Origin of the sequence: Gracilibacillus timonensis, assembly GCF_900086715.1 — a bacterium.
Classification (GTDB): Bacteria; Bacillota; Bacilli; order Bacillales; family Amphibacillaceae; genus Gracilibacillus; species Gracilibacillus timonensis.
On the sequence record NZ_FLKH01000006.1, the window covers coordinates 1 to 19000 of the forward strand.

The window sequence follows — 19000 nt, forward strand, 5'->3', positions numbered from 1 at the left end:
CTCAAAACTGAACTAAACAACCTAGTATGTGGCACCTCGTAAGAGGTGTTCCGTTCTATCCTTAGAAAGGAGGTGATCCAGCCGCACCTTCCGATACGGCTACCTTGTTACGACTTCACCCCAATCATTGGCCCCACCTTCGGCGGCTGGCTCCAATTGGTTACCCCACCGACTTCGGGTGTTGCCAACTCTCGTGGTGTGACGGGCGGTGTGTACAAGGCCCGGGAACGTATTCACCGTGGCATGCTGATCCACGATTACTAGCGATTCCGGCTTCATGCAGGCGAGTTGCAGCCTGCAATCCGAACTGAGAATGGTTTTATGGGATTGGCTTCACCTTGCGGCTTCGCTGCCCTTTGTACCATCCATTGTAGCACGTGTGTAGCCCAGGTCATAAGGGGCATGATGATTTGACGTCATCCCCACCTTCCTCCGGTTTGTCACCGGCAGTCACCTTAGAGTGCCCAACTGAATGCTGGCAACTAAGATTAAGGGTTGCGCTCGTTGCGGGACTTAACCCAACATCTCACGACACGAGCTGACGACAACCATGCACCACCTGTCATTTGGTCCCCGAAGGGAACTCCCTATCTCTAGAGACATCCAAAGATGTCAAGACCTGGTAAGGTTCTTCGCGTTGCTTCGAATTAAACCACATGCTCCACCGCTTGTGCGGGCCCCCGTCAATTCTTTTGAGTTTCAGCCTTGCGGCCGTACTCCCCAGGCGGAGTGCTTAATGCGTTAACTGCAGCACTAAGGGGCGGAAACCCCCTAACACCTAGCACTCATCGTTTACGGCGTGGACTACCAGGGTATCTAATCCTGTTCGCTCCCCACGCTTTCGCACCTCAGCGTCAGTTACAGACCAGAGAGCCGCCTTCGCCACTGGTGTTCCTCCACATCTCTACGCATTTCACCGCTACACGTGGAATTCCGCTCTCCTCTTCTGTACTCAAGTTCCCCAGTTTCCAATGACCGCTTGTGGTTGAGCCACAAGATTTCACATCAGACTTAAAGAACCGCCTGCGCGCGCTTTACGCCCAATAATTCCGGACAACGCTTGCCCCCTACGTATTACCGCGGCTGCTGGCACGTAGTTAGCCGGGGCTTCCTCGATAGGTACCGTCAAGGTACCGCCCTATTCGAACGGTACTTGTTCTTCCCTAACAACAGAACTTTACGATCCGAAAACCTTCTTCGTTCACGCGGCGTTGCTCCGTCAGACTTTCGTCCATTGCGGAAGATTCCCTACTGCTGCCTCCCGTAGGAGTCTGGGCCGTGTCTCAGTCCCAGTGTGGCCGATCACCCTCTCAGGTCGGCTACGCATCGTCGCCTTGGTAAGCCATTACCTTACCAACTAGCTAATGCGCCGCGGGCCCATCTGTAAGTGATAGCCGGAGGCCATCTTTTCCCTTCTCTTCAGGTGAAAATAAGGGGGTATCGGGTATTAGCTCCGGTTTCCCGGAGTTATCCCCGTCTTACAGGCAGGTTGCCCACGTGTTACTCACCCGTCCGCCGCTCGTTCCAGCACCTTCCCTCCGAAGAGTTCCGCTGCCTTCCCGCGCTCGACTTGCATGTATTAGGCACGCCGCCAGCGTTCGTCCTGAGCCAAGATCAAACTCTCAATATAGTTTGTACTTGTGCTCGCTTTTGACAAGCTAGCTTTTTGCTTTTCTTCTTACACATACTGGTTGTTTTGTTCAGTTTTCAATGATCAATGTTTCGGCTGCTTTTTTCGACAGCTTTTATATTATATCGCTTATGCTGGCCAATGTCAATAACTTTATTCAATAATTATTTCATTGATAAATTCGTTGTTTGCTTTCCTGTTTCAGCGACGTTTAATAATATACCATAAAACAAAATAGAGTGTCAATAACTTTTTTCATAAAAGCTATGTCCTTGATCAAGAACATAGCTTTTGCCTTTATTTATTGCGCATTTGCGGGAATAATAGTACGTCTCTAATCGATGGTGAGTTGGTTAATAGCATAACAAGGCGGTCGATTCCGATACCTAGACCACCTGTAGGAGGCATACCATACTCTAATGCCTCTAAGAAGTCCTCATCCATCTCGTGCGCTTCATCGTTACCTTGCTCTTTTTCTTTTACTTGCGCTTCAAATCTTTCTCTTTGGTCAACCGGATCGTTCAATTCCGAAAAGGCGTTGGCATGTTCACGCCCCACGACAAATAACTCAAAACGATCCGTAAAGCGTTCATCCTCTTTATTTTTCTTGGCTAATGGTGAAATCGCTACTGGGTGTCCATATACAAAGGTAGGCTGAATCAATTTGTCTTCTACTTTTTGTTCAAAGAACTCATTAACAATGTGACCATATGTCATATTATCCTCTACATCTACCCCATGTTCTTTTGCCAATGCTTTTGCTTCTTCGTCGGTCAACTGCTGCCAGAAATCTACCCCAGTATATTCTTTAATAGCGTCTACCATGTGCAGTCTTGTCCATCTTGGTGTTAAATCTATTTCATGTTCTCCATACGTAATAATCATTGATCCGGTTACTTCTTTGGCAATATGTGCGATCAGTTCCTCCACTAGCTCCATAATATCATGATAATCGGCATAAGCTTCATATAATTCAATCATGGTGAATTCCGGGTTGTGACGAGTGGATACACCCTCATTACGGAATACACGTCCTATTTCATATACCTTCTCCATACCACCTATGATCAATCGTTTAAGATGTAATTCAATGGCTATTCGCATATATAACGGAATATCCAGTGCATTGTGATGTGTTTCAAAAGGGCGCGCAGAGGCTCCCCCAGGAATACTATGCATCATCGGTGTCTCTACTTCTAGATAGCCTTTATCATCCAAATAACGGCGCATAGACTGAATAATTTTACTACGAAGAATAAACGTATGTTTACTATCCATATTCGTGATTAAATCAAGATAGCGTTGGCGATAACGCTGCTCTACATCTTTTAAACCATGGAACTTCTCTGGTAATGGTCGTAACGATTTCGTTAACATGGTAAACTGAGTTGCTTTTACAGAAAGTTCGCCCACCTTAGTTTTAAAAACGATTCCTGTAACGCCTACAATATCACCTAAATCGGTTGATTTAAAAATTTCGTATGTCTCTTCTCCAATTTGATCCTTGCGCACGTAGAGTTGGATTTGCCCGCTTAAATCTTGTATATGAGAAAATCCTACTTTTCCTTTACCACGTTTCGTCATCACCCGGCCTGCCACCGTTGTCTCAATTTTCTGCTCTTCTAATTCTTCCTTTGTCCAATCTTGATATCTTTCAAATAAGTCTGCTGCCAAATCTGTACGAACAAACTTATCACCAAACGGATCTATTCCTTGTTCGCGGTAGTTTTCCATTTTTTCTAGTCGAACTTGCATTTGTTCGTTTGTTTCTTCGCTCATTCTCTTCACCTCAATATAAATATCAAATTTTTTCGTGATTATTCAGCTAAGTTGGCTACTGCAATCGCGTTAGCAAATTATCCTTCATTCCTCACCTTCACCGTAATCCGTTATACCAGTTATTCTCCAAGCGTTGGTTAATCCTGTCACTGGAATGGTTATCGGTGGTGATTACCTCTATCTATTCTTCCTGTTTTCCTTTAACATTTGGGTCTAATTCTTCCAATGAAATCCCCAGTTGTTCTGTTATCGTCATTAATTGATCGGGTGACGGTTCTTTTCTGCCTCTTTCTATTTCGCCAAGTTGCGAAATAGACATACCGATAGTTTTCGCAAAGGCAACTTGAGTATACCCCTTTAGCTTCCGAAAGGCTTTGATTCTCTTACCCCTTCTGTTGGTTGACATTTTACTACTCCTTCTTTATCTTGTAACGGTAGTTGACCGACTAATTCTGAGATGCTTTGTTCAAGACTTTCTATATAAAGAGAAGGATGAATTTCTGCTAATGGTATTAATACAAATGCTCTTTCATGCAATCTCCGATGCGGTACCACCAAGCGGTCGTTCACAATAGATGTCTGATTATACAGTAAAATATCTAGATCAATCGTTCTTGGCCCCCATCGAATATCACGTTTCCTTCCTAATTTACGTTCAATGCTTTGACACACATTTAAAAGGGCAATGGGCTCTAACGTGGTTTCTAGCTCGATCACCATGTTTAAAAATTGTTCCTGATCTGTATACCCAACTGGATCCGTCTCATATACGGAAGACTGTTTGGCCACTTCAATATCCTCGTGCTGCTGTAATATGTCAATCGCCCGATACAGATAATTGAACCGCGGCGCAATATTAGAGCCTAACGCGATATAGACTTTATTCATTTTGATTTCTCCCTATATATATCCACAGCAACGGATTGATAGTGTCCTGGTATGGGTGGGTCAGGCTTAATCAATCGAATTTGACAAGCCATCAATGCTTCAAAATGAAATAATAATTCACTTGCAACCTGCTCCGCCACTGCTTCAATTAGATTTTTTGACGGTCCTTCTACCACTGCTTTTGTCAGCTGATAAACAAGGCCATAATCAATCGAATACTGTAGATCATCTGTCTTGCCCGCTTGGCGTAAATCCACTTCTAAAACAGCATCCACAATAAAACGTTGCCCTAGTTTCTTTTCTTCCGGAAAAACGCCATGGAAGCCGTAGAAGGACATCTGATTCAATTGTATCTTATCCATGTGCATCCCTGCCTTTATTCATTAACTTATCCAACATTCTTATCATTCGAGCATGTAATTTCACATTGTGTACCCGAACGATTTCGCACCCTTTCGTGATGCCAAAAGAAACAGCTGCTCCTGTTGCCTCATCACGCTGATCAGCAGGTAAATCGACTGTTTTGGCAATAACCGATTTACGAGATACACCTAATAATAACGGGAGGTCTAGCTCACGAAATCTTTCCATCTGCTGCATAACAGCGATATTTTCTTCATACGTTTTGGCGAAACCGATGCCAGGATCAATAATTAGCTGCTCCGGCTTCACTCCTGCAGCTAAGGCAATATCAATGCTTTCCTGCACATCCGCTAATATATCTTCCATTAATGATTGGTAAGGGATCTGGTTACGATTGTGCATTAAAATAATTGGCACCTGCAAATCAGCGGCAACCTTTGCCATTTCCGGGTCTTTCTTAGCGCCCCAGATATCATTAATAATGGATGCACCTGCTTCTATCGCCGCTCGAGCTACATTGGCCTTTGTTGTATCGATAGAAAGCGGAATGTTCACTTGCCCGCTCAATGCCTTGATTACAGGAATCACTCTGGCAAGCTCTTCTTCCTCTGATACCGGTGTGTAACCTGGCCTAGTCGATTCTCCACCTACATCTATGATATCTGCACCTTCTGCTTCCATGCGTAATGCCTGGTCTATTGCAGGCTGTGGGGAATTATATTTCCCACCGTCTGAAAAAGAATCCGGTGTGACATTTAAAATTCCCATGATTAACGTTTTATCTGGATAGTAATAATTCCTTTCTTTTGTACGCAACCATTTTTCCATCATCATCCACCCTTGTATTCAAGCCTATGAAAAGTAAGTATTCAATAACAAATTATTATAACATATATCTCTATAAAAAGTTTAGTAGAAATTTCATGATTTTAAATCAGGACGTTTAGGTGCACTGTTTATGTTTTCTCTGTAGTAAGTTTGGCTACTTGTCTGTATTGTAAAGTAACAGACTATTCCAAGTGATCATGTTGAACGTTTTTTATGTGCTAGGAAGCGCTCCGAAAATAGGTTGCGCTTTCACCCACAGGGCATAAGTCAACTGCCCACAAAAGTGATTGACTTTACATAATCTATCTTATCTGTATTTTGATGTTTATTTTCAGATATCGTCTCCTATTACCGGATCAAATTCGTTTCAATGCCTATGATAATCAGAATTTTATATTTTCTTACCTCACAAAAAAAGACCACCTATAAATAGATGGCCTCTTCCAGTATTTATTCGTCGTCAAACTGATAAAGCGGAGTGGATAGATAACGTTCCCCATTACTTGGGATAACCGCCAGCACCTTTTTGCCTTTACCTAGTTTTTTCGCTACTTGTTTCGCGGCATAAATGGCAGCACCTGAAGAAACACCGCCGAGCAGTCCGTCTTTTTTAGCGGCTTCCCGAGCTGTTTCATATGCTTGATCGTTCGTTACGGTAATAACTTCATCGTATACCTCTGTATCCAGTACCTCTGGCACAAATCCAGCACCGATCCCTTGGATTTTATGCGGGCCTGGTGTTCCCCCAGACAATATATCCGAATCAGCTGGTTCCACAGCATAAAGCTTGATATCCTTATATTGATTCTTCAATACTTTACCTGCCCCAGTAATTGTTCCACCTGTACCGATACCAGATACAAAGGCGTCTAATTGATCACCCATTTGATCCACAATTTCTTTACCTGTAGTACGCGCATGTACGGCAGGATTTGCTGCATTATTGAATTGTTGTGGCATGAAATAGCCATGTTGCTCCTGTAACTCGGTTGCTTTAGCAATAGCACCCTTCATACCTTCCGCACCTGGAGTTAATACAAGTTCCGAACCATAAGCGCGTAAAAGATTGCGTCTCTCCATACTCATCGTATCCGGCATAACAAGAATAGCTTTGTAACCTTTAATAGCTGCTACCATTGCTAAACCAATCCCCGTATTCCCACTAGTTGGTTCGATGATCGTATCTCCTTCTTTCAAATTGCCATCTTCTTCTGCCGCTTCAATCATGGCAAGTGCAATACGATCCTTTACAGAGCTGCCTGGATTCATGAATTCCAGCTTTGCATAAATCTCTGCACCTTCAGGGTCAGCTGTACGATTTAATTTAACAATAGGGGTATTTCCGATTAGTTCCGCAATATTTTGAGCCACTTTCATCCTAATTCCTCCTTAATCCCAAGTAATATTATTGGTTTAATTACTAATTTACATGAAATAAAGGTAATTGTCAATCCTTATCTGGGAATTGCTGCTAGCTTCTTACATCTTAAGACGTGCTATATTACGCTTCTGTTCTTTTTAAGGCACGCAACTCGTCGATTGTGAAGGTATACGTCTCATTACAAAAATGACAAGAAGCCGTGGCACCATGGTCTTCACGGATCATCGCATCGATTTCTTTATTCCCCAAGCCCTGGATCGCCGTCTCCAGCCTCTCTTTGGAACATGGACAAGAAAACTGGACAGGGACTTCCTCATGAATTGTGAAATTGCCATCACCTAATAATAACCCCAGCATTTCTTCCGGTGTTTTTCCCTCTTGGATTAATTGGGAAATAGCAGGAATGGAGGAAATATTATCTTCCACACTCGTAATCGTATCTTCCGCTGCACCTGGCAGCATTTGCACAATAAAACCGCCCGCACTGAGCACACTATGATCTGGATTGACCAATACACCTGCACCTACGGCAGAGGGAACCTGTTCTGAATTTGCTAAGTAATAGGTGAAGTCCTCACTGATTTCTCCTGATACGATCGGCACTTGTCCAGTGAAGTGGTTTTTGAGCCCAACATCTTTCACCACACTTAAGGTTCCTTCTGTTCCTACCGCCCGTTTTACATCCAGTTTGCCGTGCTGATTTGATTCAAAGTCAACGTGCGGGTTCACCACATAGCCGCGCACTTCCCCCATAGCGTTTGCATCTGCAATGACTGCACCTACAGGACCGTCTCCTTCAACCTTAACGGTTAACTTATCATCACCTTTTAACATCGCACCAAGCATGGTGGCAATCGTCATCGTCCTTCCTAAAGCAGCAGAGGTTGTAGCCCATGTATCTTGCCTTTGCCGTGCTTCTTCTACTGTATCAGTTGACTGGATGGCGTAGGCTCTTACTTCCCCGTTAAATCCGGTCGCTTTTAATAAATAATCACCCATATGGCGTCTTCCTTTCTAATGACTAAATGTTTGTTCATTTTTTTGATAAATATAATATAATCCTTTTAACGTAAGATAAGGATCTACAATGTCTACAACGGATGAATCCTTGGCGATCAGTGTAGCTAGTCCTCCGGTCGCAATCACCCTAGGATTAGCATTGATCTCCTGCTTAATCCTATGCACGACAGCGTCCACCTGACCCACATAACCAAAATATACACCTGCTTGCATAGCCTCTACAGTGGAGTGCCCTAGTACCTGTTCTGGTCTTTTCAACTCAATCTTCGGTAACTTGGCTGCATTTTGATACAAAGCATCCAATGATATATTAATTCCTGGAGTGATCACACCACTTTCATACTGGGCTTGCTCATTAATATAGCAATATGTCGTCGCCGTGCCAAAGTCAATAATAATACAAGAAGCCCCATACTCCTCAATGGCAGCTACTGCATTTACAATTCGATCGGCCCCTAGTTCTTTCGGGTTAGGATAGATGATCTGTAAATGCGGGTCTACTTGCTTTTCGCCGATCACCATTGGCTTACAGCGAAAATATTTATCGGCCATCCGCTGCAGAGCGAACAAAATAGGTGGCACAACCGATGAAATCACCATTCCGTTTATATCCGAAAAGGACAACCCTTCGTAGTCCAGTAATGAATGAATAAACATTGCATACTCATCTTCTGTCTTCTGTCTATCTGTTTGCATACGCCACTGGTAGGCGAGCTGATCGTCTTGAAAAACACCTAGAACGGTATTCGTATTCCCTACATCTATTACAAAAATCATGGCACCCTCCACTATATATATGTCATTAGTTCTCCTTACCTTCATATTGTATAGTTTGCATGACCTATCCCGCAAGTTAATTGTCTCCTTGCCCTGCTTAAGAAAAAGCAGGAAAAACCTGCTCGATCCTTTAGCGACCACTCAAAGTAGTCACTCACTGAACTGCCGGTTCATTTAAGGTCAAATTGTTCCAAATCCTATTATATCAATAATAAACTTTTTTACCTTACAAGAAAAAGCAAGTCTACATCTACCAACGCCTATAGTGGAAAAAAGCTGCCTTGAAGGTCATGGTGTTGAGCCTTCAAGACAGCCTGTATCGTTATTAATCTTCTTTATTCTCTTTATTTTCGTTAGTCTCATTATCCTCTGTCTGCTCATCGGCATTAGATTCTTTATGATCGGATTGAGGCTGGATATTAACTTTCACTTCTGAAGATGACTTATCATCCTCTTTGGTTTCGTTAGTCTTATCCTCTTCCTTTCCTTCATTCTGTCCAGACGGCTTGCCATCTTGTTCGGACACCACAGGATCAGGAAGCTTGCCTTCCTCAAATAAACCTTTGATTTGACTCGCGTCTAATGTCTCCACTTCTAACAGAGTTTTAGCAACTAATTCTAATTTATCACGGTTTTCCGTTAAAATTTCTTTCGCACGGTGATAGGATTCTTGAATGAAGTTCTGTACTTCCTGGTCAATTTCATACGCAATCGCATCACTGTAGTTTTGTTCATTTTGCATGTCTCGACCTAAGAAGACTTGACCTCCACTGCTGCCAAACTGCAATGGACCAATCTTATCACTCATACCGTATTCCATAACCATCTTTCGCGCAATACTGGTTGCACGTTGAAAGTCATTATGGGCACCAGTACTTACCTCACCGAAAATAATTTCTTCGGATACACGGCCGCCTAATAACCCGGTAATCTTGTCAAGCAACTCTGGTTTTGTCATAAAATAACGATCTTCCCGAGGCAGCATGACAGCATAACCACCAGCTTGACCACGCGGCACAATCGTTACCTTATGGACCATATCTGCATCATCCAGTACCATACCAATAATCGTGTGGCCACTTTCATGGTAGGCGACAATATTACGTTCTTTCTTAGAAATAACCCGGCTTTTCTTAGCTGGTCCAGCAATTACACGATCGATCGCTTCATCCACAGATTCCATATCGACCTTCTCTTTGTCATGTCTGGCTGCCACTAGTGCTGCTTCATTCAAAAGATTCTCTAAGTCTGCACCAGAAAATCCAGGCGTACGCATAGCAATCGTTTTTAACTCCACATCGTCAGCTAGAGGCTTATCACGCGCATGCACAGCAAGTACATCTTCACGCCCTTTTAAGTCTGGACGGTCAACAGTAATCTGACGGTCGAAACGTCCTGGACGTAATAATGCAGGGTCTAAAATATCTGGTCGGTTGGTTGCAGCAATAATGATAATTCCCTCATTCTCACCAAAACCATCCATTTCTACTAAGAGCTGGTTCAAGGTTTGTTCACGTTCATCGTGACCACCGCCAACACCTGCACCACGTTGACGACCTACTGCATCGATCTCATCAATAAAAATGATACATGGCGCATTCTTTTTGGCGTTCTCAAATAAGTCACGCACACGTGAAGCACCAACACCAACGAACATTTCCACAAAGTCCGAACCACTGATGGAGAAGAACGGCACCCCTGCTTCACCTGCTACGGCACGAGCGAGCAAGGTTTTACCTGTACCCGGAGGTCCTACTAATAACACACCTTTAGGTATTTTCGCACCAATAGCCGCAAACTTACGTGGGTCCTTAAGGAAGTCAACCACTTCCACTAATTCTTGCTTTTCTTCATCTGCACCAGCAACATCGCGAAAACGAACTTTCTTTTTCTCTTCGCTGTACATTTTTGCTTTACTTTTACCGAAGTTCATGACTCGGCTGCCGCCACCTTGGGCTTGATTAAGTAAGAAGAAAAATAGAATAAATATGATCACAAATGGAATCATTGTTGTTAGAAAAGTAACCCATCCATTTGGCCTTTCCTCTTCTTGCACGGAAATTTCCGGAGCATTGTCTGTGACATAGTCAATCATTGTCACCGTATTAGGTATATTGGATAAAAAAGATGTTTCTTCTTCTTCACCTTCATTCATCGTACCTGAAACACGTATAACGCCATGAGAAGGACGCATTTCCATCTCACTAAGCTGGTCACCTTCTAATGCTTGTTCAAACTCTTGAAGATTTAACTCTTCTGCTTGATTGTTTTGTCCTGTAATTACTTGTATAATCGCAATCAATACCAAAAAGATTACGAAATAAAGGATCACATTACGTATAATCCGATTCATTGCCTACCTCCTCCCGAAACGAGAAAACTATATTAAATAGTACCATAACCAAAGACTTTGTGACAACTAATTACAACTGGCAAATGAAAAAAATCTTATGCCTCTTCACTATATATTTCCGGCTTCAACACACCGATATATGGAAGGTTGCGATACCTCTCTTGATAGTCCAGTCCATACCCAACGACAAATTCGTTTGGCACTTGAAAACCAACAATATCGGCCTTAATATCAACCGTCCTGCCTTCAGGCTTGTCCAACAGTGTAACAATTTTGATTGATTTCGCCTTCCGGTACTTAAACAGGTCCACTAAATAACTTAGCGTCAAACCACTGTCAATAATATCCTCAATGATGAGAATATCCCTACCTTCTACCTTCGTATCTAAATCTTTGACAATCTTCACTTCTCCGGATGAGCGTGTTTCGTTGCCATAGCTGGATACATCCATAAAATCCATTTCCAGATGTCCATCAATACGACGAAGAATATCAGACATAAAAGGCAAGGCTCCTTTCAAAATCCCGATAGCAAGCGGAAATTTGCCCTCATACTCCTTTGTTAGTTGCGCTCCTATCTCTTTGCATTTCTCTTGAATCTGCTGCTCAGAGATTAATGTCTCCTTGATTTCATTATGCATCATGGTGCCTCCTGTTATTTGTTTCTATGTAATGTAATACTACATATTCGCTTGCTTCATATAATGGCGTAATTTCAGCCTTTCTTAAGCCAACTAGCCAGAGCAGCTGTCCATCTGATCCTACTACAATAGGCCAGTTGTCCCGTTGTTCTAAAGGGATTTTCTCATCTATAAATATATCCTTCACCTTCTTCCTTCCCTGTAAACCTTTTATCCTTATTTTGTCCCCAGGTTTTCGGGTTCTTACGGATAAAGGAAAAAGAGAGGTGAGTTCCACTGGGATATGCAAGGTATTTGTATCGTCTTTCACATAAGAAGCGCTATACCTTATTTGTAATGAAGCCCCATCCGCTAAATAGATTGTATCGGGTATCTTGCTCAGTTGGCGACCTTCCCATTGCGAATGATCTACGGTAAGAAAATGAAAGCTTATCACCGTATAGCTCTTGGTTACCTTTAAGCCACTCGGGAAGTCGATCGTCACACTACTTCTATCCGTATGTAATAAATGAAAGAAATCTTTTTCGTGCTGTAATGTCATCGCGGAAGGTACTTTATGGTACAGATAACTCAATATTAGATGAAAGACTCTTCTTTGTAAAGCCATCGGATAGGACTGAAGCTCATTTATTTGGAAAGAGGCCGATTGCGGCGCAAGTGTGATCGTTTCTGCCATCACTTTTTCCGCTTGCTTCATTAAGTATAGTTGGTCTTCCGTTAATCGTTCTGTCATTTCTTGCACATGTCTATGTAATTGCGGCTCTTGCTTTTTCAACAGTGGCAATACTTGATTGCGCAGATAATTTCTCGTATATTGCGATGATTGATTAGAAGGGTCTTCGCGTGCCTGGAGCCCAAATATATGAGCGTATTGATAGATCTCTGCCTTGGATAAACATAAGAAAGGACGTACAATAAAACCGGAGGCGAATGCTCGACTAATTGGAATACCTGTTAATGCCGACGGATTGTTTTGACGAAGCATACGCATAACGACAGTCTCTACCTGATCATCACCATGATGTGCTAATGCCAAATAATCTGCATCATATTGCTTCATTATCTCTTCAAACACTTGATACCTTAATATTCTAGCCGCTTGTTGTGTCCCTTCTTTATGATGCCGCTTCCGCTCCTTGACATCAATCTTCCTTCCAACAAAAGGGACACCCCAGTCCTTACAAATCTGCTCCACATACGTTACGTCCCGAGCCGCTTCATCTCCACGCAAACCGTGATCCATCGAAACCGCAATGATATGCAACTGCCACTCTTGCTGCAGCACCGTGTAATATTTTAGCAGAAGCAACGAATCCACACCGCCTGACACACCAATCACAACGGTTGCGTTACGGTGTATTAACTGATGCCGTTCCATAAACGGCAATACCTGCTTCTCTAAGCTGGACTGATTCACAAACCACCACCTCATTCAATCACCTTGATATGTTATCTTCGTTCCCTCTGTTATTTTAACATATTTCACACCGCTTGATTTCATTTCAAGAAAAAAATAATAGAAAATATCAGAAGGCAGAGTGCCTACAGCCATAAAAAGAGACAATAGCCCGCACCAACGGTTAGAATGCTTACCATCTCGATAACCGGATGAAGTGCATCATCGGTTTGCTTGTCTTTTTTCTTCGATCGTCTTTTTCTGTTATGGGAAAGCAAGGCTGTATGGACCTGACCAGCGTCCACAATCGTTTGCTGTACCATTTGCTTTAAAACATGTTGAAGTGGCTCTATATCCACCGCCTGATCAATCTTTTTCCGTAAGGTCTTTTGGGGATCGGCTCCCCGAGAGAAGCCGTTGGGATAATAAATCCGTAAGATAACCATGGCCAGCGCAAATACATCATAACCTGGATCCGCCTTCCTGCTCCCACACCCCCAATAAGCGCGATCGTAAAACTCGGTATACTCCTTAATCGCCCGTCCCTTTAACGTCGTACCACCCACATCCACCCAACGTAAACGGACAGGTCTTCGAGCGACGATTAAATTTTCCAGTTTTAAATCACCAAATACATAACCTTGTTGATGCAATCCCTCTAAATCCTTGGAGAAACTAATCAGCAGCGTCAACAGCCACTGCTTCCCCTGTTGACGAACAAAATGAGGAAGTGTATCACCAGAGACATATTCCATAATATAAAACGAATAACGATGACCGTTGGCTGTGATATAGTCGTCCACATCCATCAAAGAAGGCCCAAGGTGATGACCTTGAACCACTTGCAGGGATTTTAACACATTGACTTCCGATGTAATCGATGCACTTTGTTTACTTATCTTCAGGGCAACATAGCTGTTTTTATACTGACATAGGTACACGGTCCCGATAGCACCACTGCCCAGCTTCCGGATCACTTGATAGGAACGGCCATGCCATTTCCCTTTCACTAACATGCCCCTTCTCAAAGAAATATCAGGCTTCTTCGATGTCGGTGAGGTCATCTCTCCTCCATCTCCTTCGTAATGATTTCTTGCCAAACTGATACATCGCTTCTCTTAATGCAGGACCAGTCGGAGTTACTCCACCACTCGATATTCTGGAAAAAATGGCAGAGATCGATTCTAATTTGGACGTCCAGTCTACCAATTTTTGAATCGGTTTTTTGCGTCCGGGAAATTGGTAAATCGCAAAACGATTATCCCCCATTCTTGCATTCATACTAATCGATAAGTCCACGAGGGCTTCTTGTACAGACGGGAGTTTATTCGTCATACTAGCACTAGTGTCTACCAAAACCAGTACCTCCAAGGAACAAGTTTCTCCGAGTTCGTCCACGACTTCCATAACCTCGCCACGCTGTTCCGGCGGCAATTCTTCCATTGTGGTATCCTGCCCTAATATTTGCTTTAGTTCGCCATTCACCACTCCTTGCAAGGTTTCTGTCATCGCTTGCTTGGTGACCGTTTGCACGGTTTGTGTTAATGCCTGTTGATAGACGATTTGACTTACCCCTTGGCCATTCGCTGCAATATCCTCGACCTCTTCTAATCCGCTAGGCTGTTCACTTTGTGTGTCTTCCAAAATACCAATCACATTGACTGTAATTCCCTGCTCTGCTATGAAACTAGCTACCATAGATGGGTCCTCCCCTTGATTCGAACAACCATCTGTAATTAAAAGAACTTGCTTTAATGTTCCGGCTTGCATATTATTCCTCCTCCAATTGGTAATGATGATAATTCTATTTTCACCAATGGAAGCAGGAAATATACCTTCAATTGCTCAACTAATATGTTCTTCTTGAAAATGACGGAATGAACGAATCGGAGCCCATTGCGGCTGATTTGCCTTGATTTCGGCGACCAGCACCGTCATGTCATCACCAATCTCCCCGCTTTGTGTACGAATGACCTCTTCTAATAAAATATCAGCCATTTCTTGTGGATCATTGGTTTCCATTTCTAGCAATTTACGTTCCAGCCACAAGTCCACATTCTCAATATGTTTTGGGCCTTCAAAGATCCCATCACTCATCATAATCAATAGATCACCAGCTTGAAGCTGAGCACTGACTACATCCACGTCCACTTCCTGAATAATGCCAATCGGCAAATTACTCCCCTCTATTTTCTCTACATGATTATTTCGTAAAATAAAGCTAGGTGTGGAGCCAACCTTCAAGAATTGCACCCGAGCATGATGCAAGTCCACCATCGCTAAGTCGAGAGTAGCATACATTTCTTCATTCGTCCGCAGTGCCAAGATCGAGTTAATCGACTTAATCGCTACCTGTTCATGAAAACCGGATTCGAGAATTTGCTGTAATAACCGCAACGTTTCTGTGCTTTCCTCATGCGCACGATTGCCATTACCCATACCATCACTGATCGCCAGGGCGAATTTGCCTGTTCCCAGCTCCATTGCTTTATAGCAGTCACCGGATACCAGCCCCCCTCCTTTTGCAGCATGCGCCACTCCAGTCTGTACCTCATATTTCCGCGCGGATCCGAAGGTAAAGAAACTATACCCTTTTGCTAATGGGGAGACATCTTCCGTTACGGCAATAACAGTTTCCTCCAAGATGTCCGACAGGATTGGCGCCACGATTTTGGCTGCCTCTCCATGATACTGTTGAAAAACGATCACCATTTCAACGTCGATATTTCCAGGTTCTAAACTGTAAATGTCCAGTTTCTCTAACTCTATGCCGACATGTTTCAATGCCGCCACGATCTCGACTTCCTGTTGTTCATGATTTTCTTTTTCCTTCATAATCTCCTCTGCGAAATTCTGCATGAAATCGGATACACCTTGAAGCTGATCTGCTACAAAACGGCGGCTCTCTAATACTTGTTTTCTCAATTGTTTATTCGCTTGGAAAAAGGATAATTCCTGCTGCATGGTATCGATGACTTTACGTGATTTGATACAGTGATTCTCGAACTGGCGGTTAGTAATACTATTTAATTGATCATCCGTCTCCAGCTGATCCTTGACATCCTTCATTAAGTTATAGGTTTTATCAAAATGCTGCACCCAGCAGGTTTCTTTTTTAAAACAGGTTTGACATGTTTTTTCCGTCACATTACTTAGGTAGTAGTCCACCTCCACATCATGCTCCTGCCAATGGTGAGAGGTTGTTTGAAAACTATGGGATAATGCCTTGAATACATTGGAAAAACGTTCTACTCGATGAGCCGTTACATTTCGCACCTTCTGCAGATATTGTTCCTGCTCCTGTGTATGCTCGACGGTTCCAGGGATATACTTGGCTACCTGTTTGATAAAGGAACGAGGGGTAAGCAATAGCAATAAACAAGCAAGCGACGACTCCCACAGGGCAAGCAGCCAATAATCGCCTGCTCCGCTATATAGGCTGACTAATAAGGTGCTGACCAATAAGCCTATACTCACGCCCAGCTTTCCGCCTTCCTTGAGCAGGCCGCCCAACAGCCCGGAGAAGGCAAGCAGGCTCATCTGAAACATATTAGAGATGCTAGCCAGGCTTAAAATCAACCCTGCTACCACTCCAACCGTTGAGCCGATAGCTGCCCCGCCAACAAGGCCCAGCAGTAAGACGAGATATCTTGCTAATACCTGTTCCATATGTGCTTGATAGAACTCCACCCCAATCACACCTGTCATAATCGAGGCAAGTAAAATGATAAAACAGACAATCTCTTCATTTTTTAGAATCGGTTTATATCTTTTTGGTGATAATAATGGCATACTCTGCATAAAGATAAGTAATAAGACGGCGGCTAATAATCCCTCCACAAAAGCAATCACCCATTCCGTATAGGTGAGCTGTACTTGCAGCGCATACATGGTTACTCTCGGAATACTTGCCGCCAGAAAAACAACAACGGGCAAAATCCTGTCTAAGGACTTCACTTGTTGGATAAACAGCGAAATAACGAAAAATATAGCTAAAGATAACAGGATATAGAAACTATGGATGGCGCTATATGTAAGTGCCCCTATTATCGTAGAAATAAACAAAGGGAATACCTTGTCCCGACGCAAAAACCATACAGCAGCGACAAAGGCAATAACAAACGGTGACAACGTTGATAGAATAACCGCTCTCCCTAATAAGAAGCCAATGATATAAATGAGTAGTCCTTTTTCAAGCATCAAGGTTGTCCATTTTTTCGCCAGCTTGTGTTTTGTTTCCTTCATACTTGCTTGTGCGCCTGTAAACAATGATTTTGGTTTATTTTCCGTATATGTGTCCATTAATATCACTCCTCTGCACCCCATTAAATCATAAGATCCCTCTATTTTTTGTCAAAACAAGCAAAGTGCCGTTCTAAAAAGTTCGACGGCATTCCTTAAATATACAGGAAAGCGACAGATTCCTTATGATTTATCCTTCATTTCTTCCCTATTTTTGGCTGACCCTGTAGAGATAACAAGGACGATTTTTTTGCTGGGATCATAAAAGAGTGATAGTTAGTCTTAGAAGACTCATGAAGAGCTTATCGAATTGCTTCTTTCTGCATGATGAACAGAATCCTTCTTTCGCTTAGATAATATGTGTACAACATTCATCTACATTAAAAAGGAAACGCAAGCATATAGACTGTTCATGGCGATTATATATTTCTAGGCTTCTTACAAAAATCATTGACATAACGGACAAGCTATTGTATTATATTCCTTGTGTCTTTCGAAGATACTTAACTTATGGCGGTGTAGCTCAGCTGGCTAGAGCGTACGGTTCATACCCGTGAGGTCGGGGGTTCGATCCCCTCCGCCGCTATCAAAAAAATCCTTGCTTCCACGAAAATGGAGCAAGGATTTTTTCTTATGACTTTTTCTTGAGCCTGTACATCACTATCCCCAGCACCAAAAAGAGAATGATAAGCACAGGAACAATCAACCATAAAGGCGAGCCAATGATAAAATGGCTATCTACATATTGCACGAAGCATCACCTCATTTTCTACTATATTTGTATATATTCATTTCCTATTGATAACAATCCAATCAAAAATAATCCCCGGTTCCTTCACGTTAAACTAAGCTAAATACATAACTGCCGATAAGATGGGTTATGTAAAACAGCAGATCCACCTATTCCGTGTAGCAAAGTTGATTGTTTGTTTGTGCTAAGAAGCGCTGTGGAAATAGGTTCCGCTTCGATGCATAGGATGTGCAAGTGCAGGTGTTGCAATAAATGGTTTCGGTGGGACGAGTAACCGCAGTCCCAGGACGTTGCGATCTTAGCAGGCGAACCTTTATGGAGTCTCCACCTATTTTTCTCCGCCAAGTAGTAGTACTACAATGGTTATCACTGCATGCATGAAGGGTTCTAGGCATGAAAGTAGTTCAAAGCAGTATAATATAATGATTCTTTGGTCCGCTCCATCGTCCTATTCTTTTTTATACTTGAAGAATAAGTTGTATCTCAGACTAGTGATGGATCCACGCAAAACTTTTCCACATATCGGTAAGAGAATAACTTTTTGCTCATTCTTTTGACTAGTCCAGATATGATAAAGGCTAATCACTTATCTTCAGCAAAATATCATGGATGTAAAAGGGGGGGGGCGTTTCAGATCATCACCATGCTAATTCTTGCTAGAGGTGTAGAACTATTCCCTAGCGTAAGCCAACCACGCAGACTCCAGCAGGAACAGCACGAGCTGAAGATCCACTTGGAAAAGTGCTTTTCTTTTTCAAGTTAGCTGAAGCCGTGCCTGCGGAAAGCGGAGTGGTTGGCTGGAGCGTTGTTATGCACATATATTCTCTCAAAATAACAGCTCGAATGTTTTACATAATTCATCTTATCGGTACTCATTATACGTTTTCCTATCTTACAAGAAAAAATCCGTCAAAGTTGATGAAAGCTTGACACATCTGCACCCATTAAGTA

Annotated in this window: 14 protein-coding genes, 1 tRNA gene and 1 rRNA gene; 1 reads left to right on the forward strand and 15 read right to left on the reverse strand. The window is 42.8% G+C overall.

Going from position 1 to position 19000, the window contains the following annotated elements:
- Positions 1–65: 65 nt before the first annotated feature.
- From BN6556_RS00190 to spoIIE, 15 genes are all read right to left on the reverse strand, one after another.
- Positions 66–1630, reverse strand: a 16S ribosomal RNA gene (locus tag BN6556_RS00190).
- A 297-nt stretch (positions 1631–1927) separates the two neighbouring features.
- Complete coding sequence (gene lysS / locus BN6556_RS00195; protein ID WP_066185565.1) at positions 1928–3409, reverse strand: lysine--tRNA ligase; 1482 nt, start codon at positions 3407–3409, stop codon at positions 1928–1930.
- Between the two features lie 181 nt (positions 3410–3590).
- On the reverse strand, positions 3591–3815 hold the full coding sequence (locus tag BN6556_RS00200; protein WP_066185568.1) for a helix-turn-helix domain-containing protein: 225 nt from the start codon (positions 3813–3815) through the stop codon (positions 3591–3593).
- The gene (gene folK / locus BN6556_RS00205; protein ID WP_066185570.1) at positions 3767–4297 is read right to left on the reverse strand and encodes a 2-amino-4-hydroxy-6-hydroxymethyldihydropteridine diphosphokinase; all 531 of its coding nucleotides are present in this window, start codon (positions 4295–4297) and stop codon (positions 3767–3769) included. The genes BN6556_RS00200 and folK overlap by 49 nt, the downstream gene beginning before the upstream one ends.
- The gene (gene folB, locus BN6556_RS00210) at positions 4294–4659 is read right to left on the reverse strand and encodes a dihydroneopterin aldolase (RefSeq protein ID WP_066185574.1); all 366 of its coding nucleotides are present in this window, start codon (positions 4657–4659) and stop codon (positions 4294–4296) included. The genes folK and folB overlap by 4 nt, the downstream gene beginning before the upstream one ends.
- Positions 4652–5488: a dihydropteroate synthase gene (gene folP / locus BN6556_RS00215; protein WP_066185581.1), complete on the reverse strand. Its 837-nt coding sequence runs from the start codon at positions 5486–5488 to the stop codon at positions 4652–4654. Before folP ends, folB begins: the two co-directional genes overlap by 8 nt.
- Positions 5489–5938: 450 nt before the next feature.
- Entirely contained in the window at positions 5939–6865 is a 927-nt protein-coding gene (cysK, locus tag BN6556_RS00220; protein ID WP_066185583.1) for a cysteine synthase A, read from the reverse strand.
- A gap of 124 nt (positions 6866–6989) precedes the next feature.
- Complete coding sequence (gene hslO, locus BN6556_RS00225; RefSeq protein WP_066185586.1) at positions 6990–7868, reverse strand: Hsp33 family molecular chaperone HslO; 879 nt, start codon at positions 7866–7868, stop codon at positions 6990–6992.
- Between the two features lie 15 nt (positions 7869–7883).
- Complete coding sequence (locus BN6556_RS00230; protein WP_066185589.1) at positions 7884–8666, reverse strand: type III pantothenate kinase; 783 nt, start codon at positions 8664–8666, stop codon at positions 7884–7886.
- A gap of 325 nt (positions 8667–8991) precedes the next feature.
- On the reverse strand, positions 8992–11019 hold the full coding sequence (ftsH, locus tag BN6556_RS00235) for an ATP-dependent zinc metalloprotease FtsH (RefSeq protein ID WP_066185592.1): 2028 nt from the start codon (positions 11017–11019) through the stop codon (positions 8992–8994).
- Between the two features lie 95 nt (positions 11020–11114).
- Positions 11115–11660 (reverse strand): hypoxanthine phosphoribosyltransferase, encoded by a 546-nt coding sequence (gene hpt / locus BN6556_RS00240; RefSeq protein WP_066185595.1) that lies wholly within the window; start codon positions 11658–11660, stop codon positions 11115–11117.
- A complete protein-coding gene (tilS, locus tag BN6556_RS00245) occupies positions 11653–13077 on the reverse strand; it encodes a tRNA lysidine(34) synthetase TilS (RefSeq protein ID WP_161485660.1) in 1425 nt (474 codons plus the stop codon). The genes hpt and tilS overlap by 8 nt, the downstream gene beginning before the upstream one ends.
- 125 nt (positions 13078–13202) lie before the next feature.
- Positions 13203–14120, reverse strand: coding sequence for a protein kinase domain-containing protein (locus tag BN6556_RS00250; protein WP_066185599.1), 918 nt, complete (start codon positions 14118–14120; stop codon positions 13203–13205).
- Positions 14092–14826 (reverse strand): vWA domain-containing protein, encoded by a 735-nt coding sequence (locus BN6556_RS00255; protein WP_066185602.1) that lies wholly within the window; start codon positions 14824–14826, stop codon positions 14092–14094. The genes BN6556_RS00250 and BN6556_RS00255 overlap by 29 nt, the downstream gene beginning before the upstream one ends.
- A 75-nt stretch (positions 14827–14901) precedes the next feature.
- Positions 14902–17358 carry a stage II sporulation protein E gene (gene spoIIE, locus BN6556_RS00260; RefSeq protein ID WP_066185605.1) on the reverse strand — a complete coding sequence of 819 codons (2457 nt, stop codon included), beginning with the start codon at positions 17356–17358 and terminating at the stop codon, positions 14902–14904.
- Positions 17359–17810: 452 nt separating this feature from the next.
- Between spoIIE and BN6556_RS00265 the strand changes: the two genes are divergently transcribed.
- Positions 17811–17884: transfer RNA gene (locus BN6556_RS00265), tRNA-Met, on the forward strand.
- Positions 17885–19000 lie beyond the last annotated feature (1116 nt).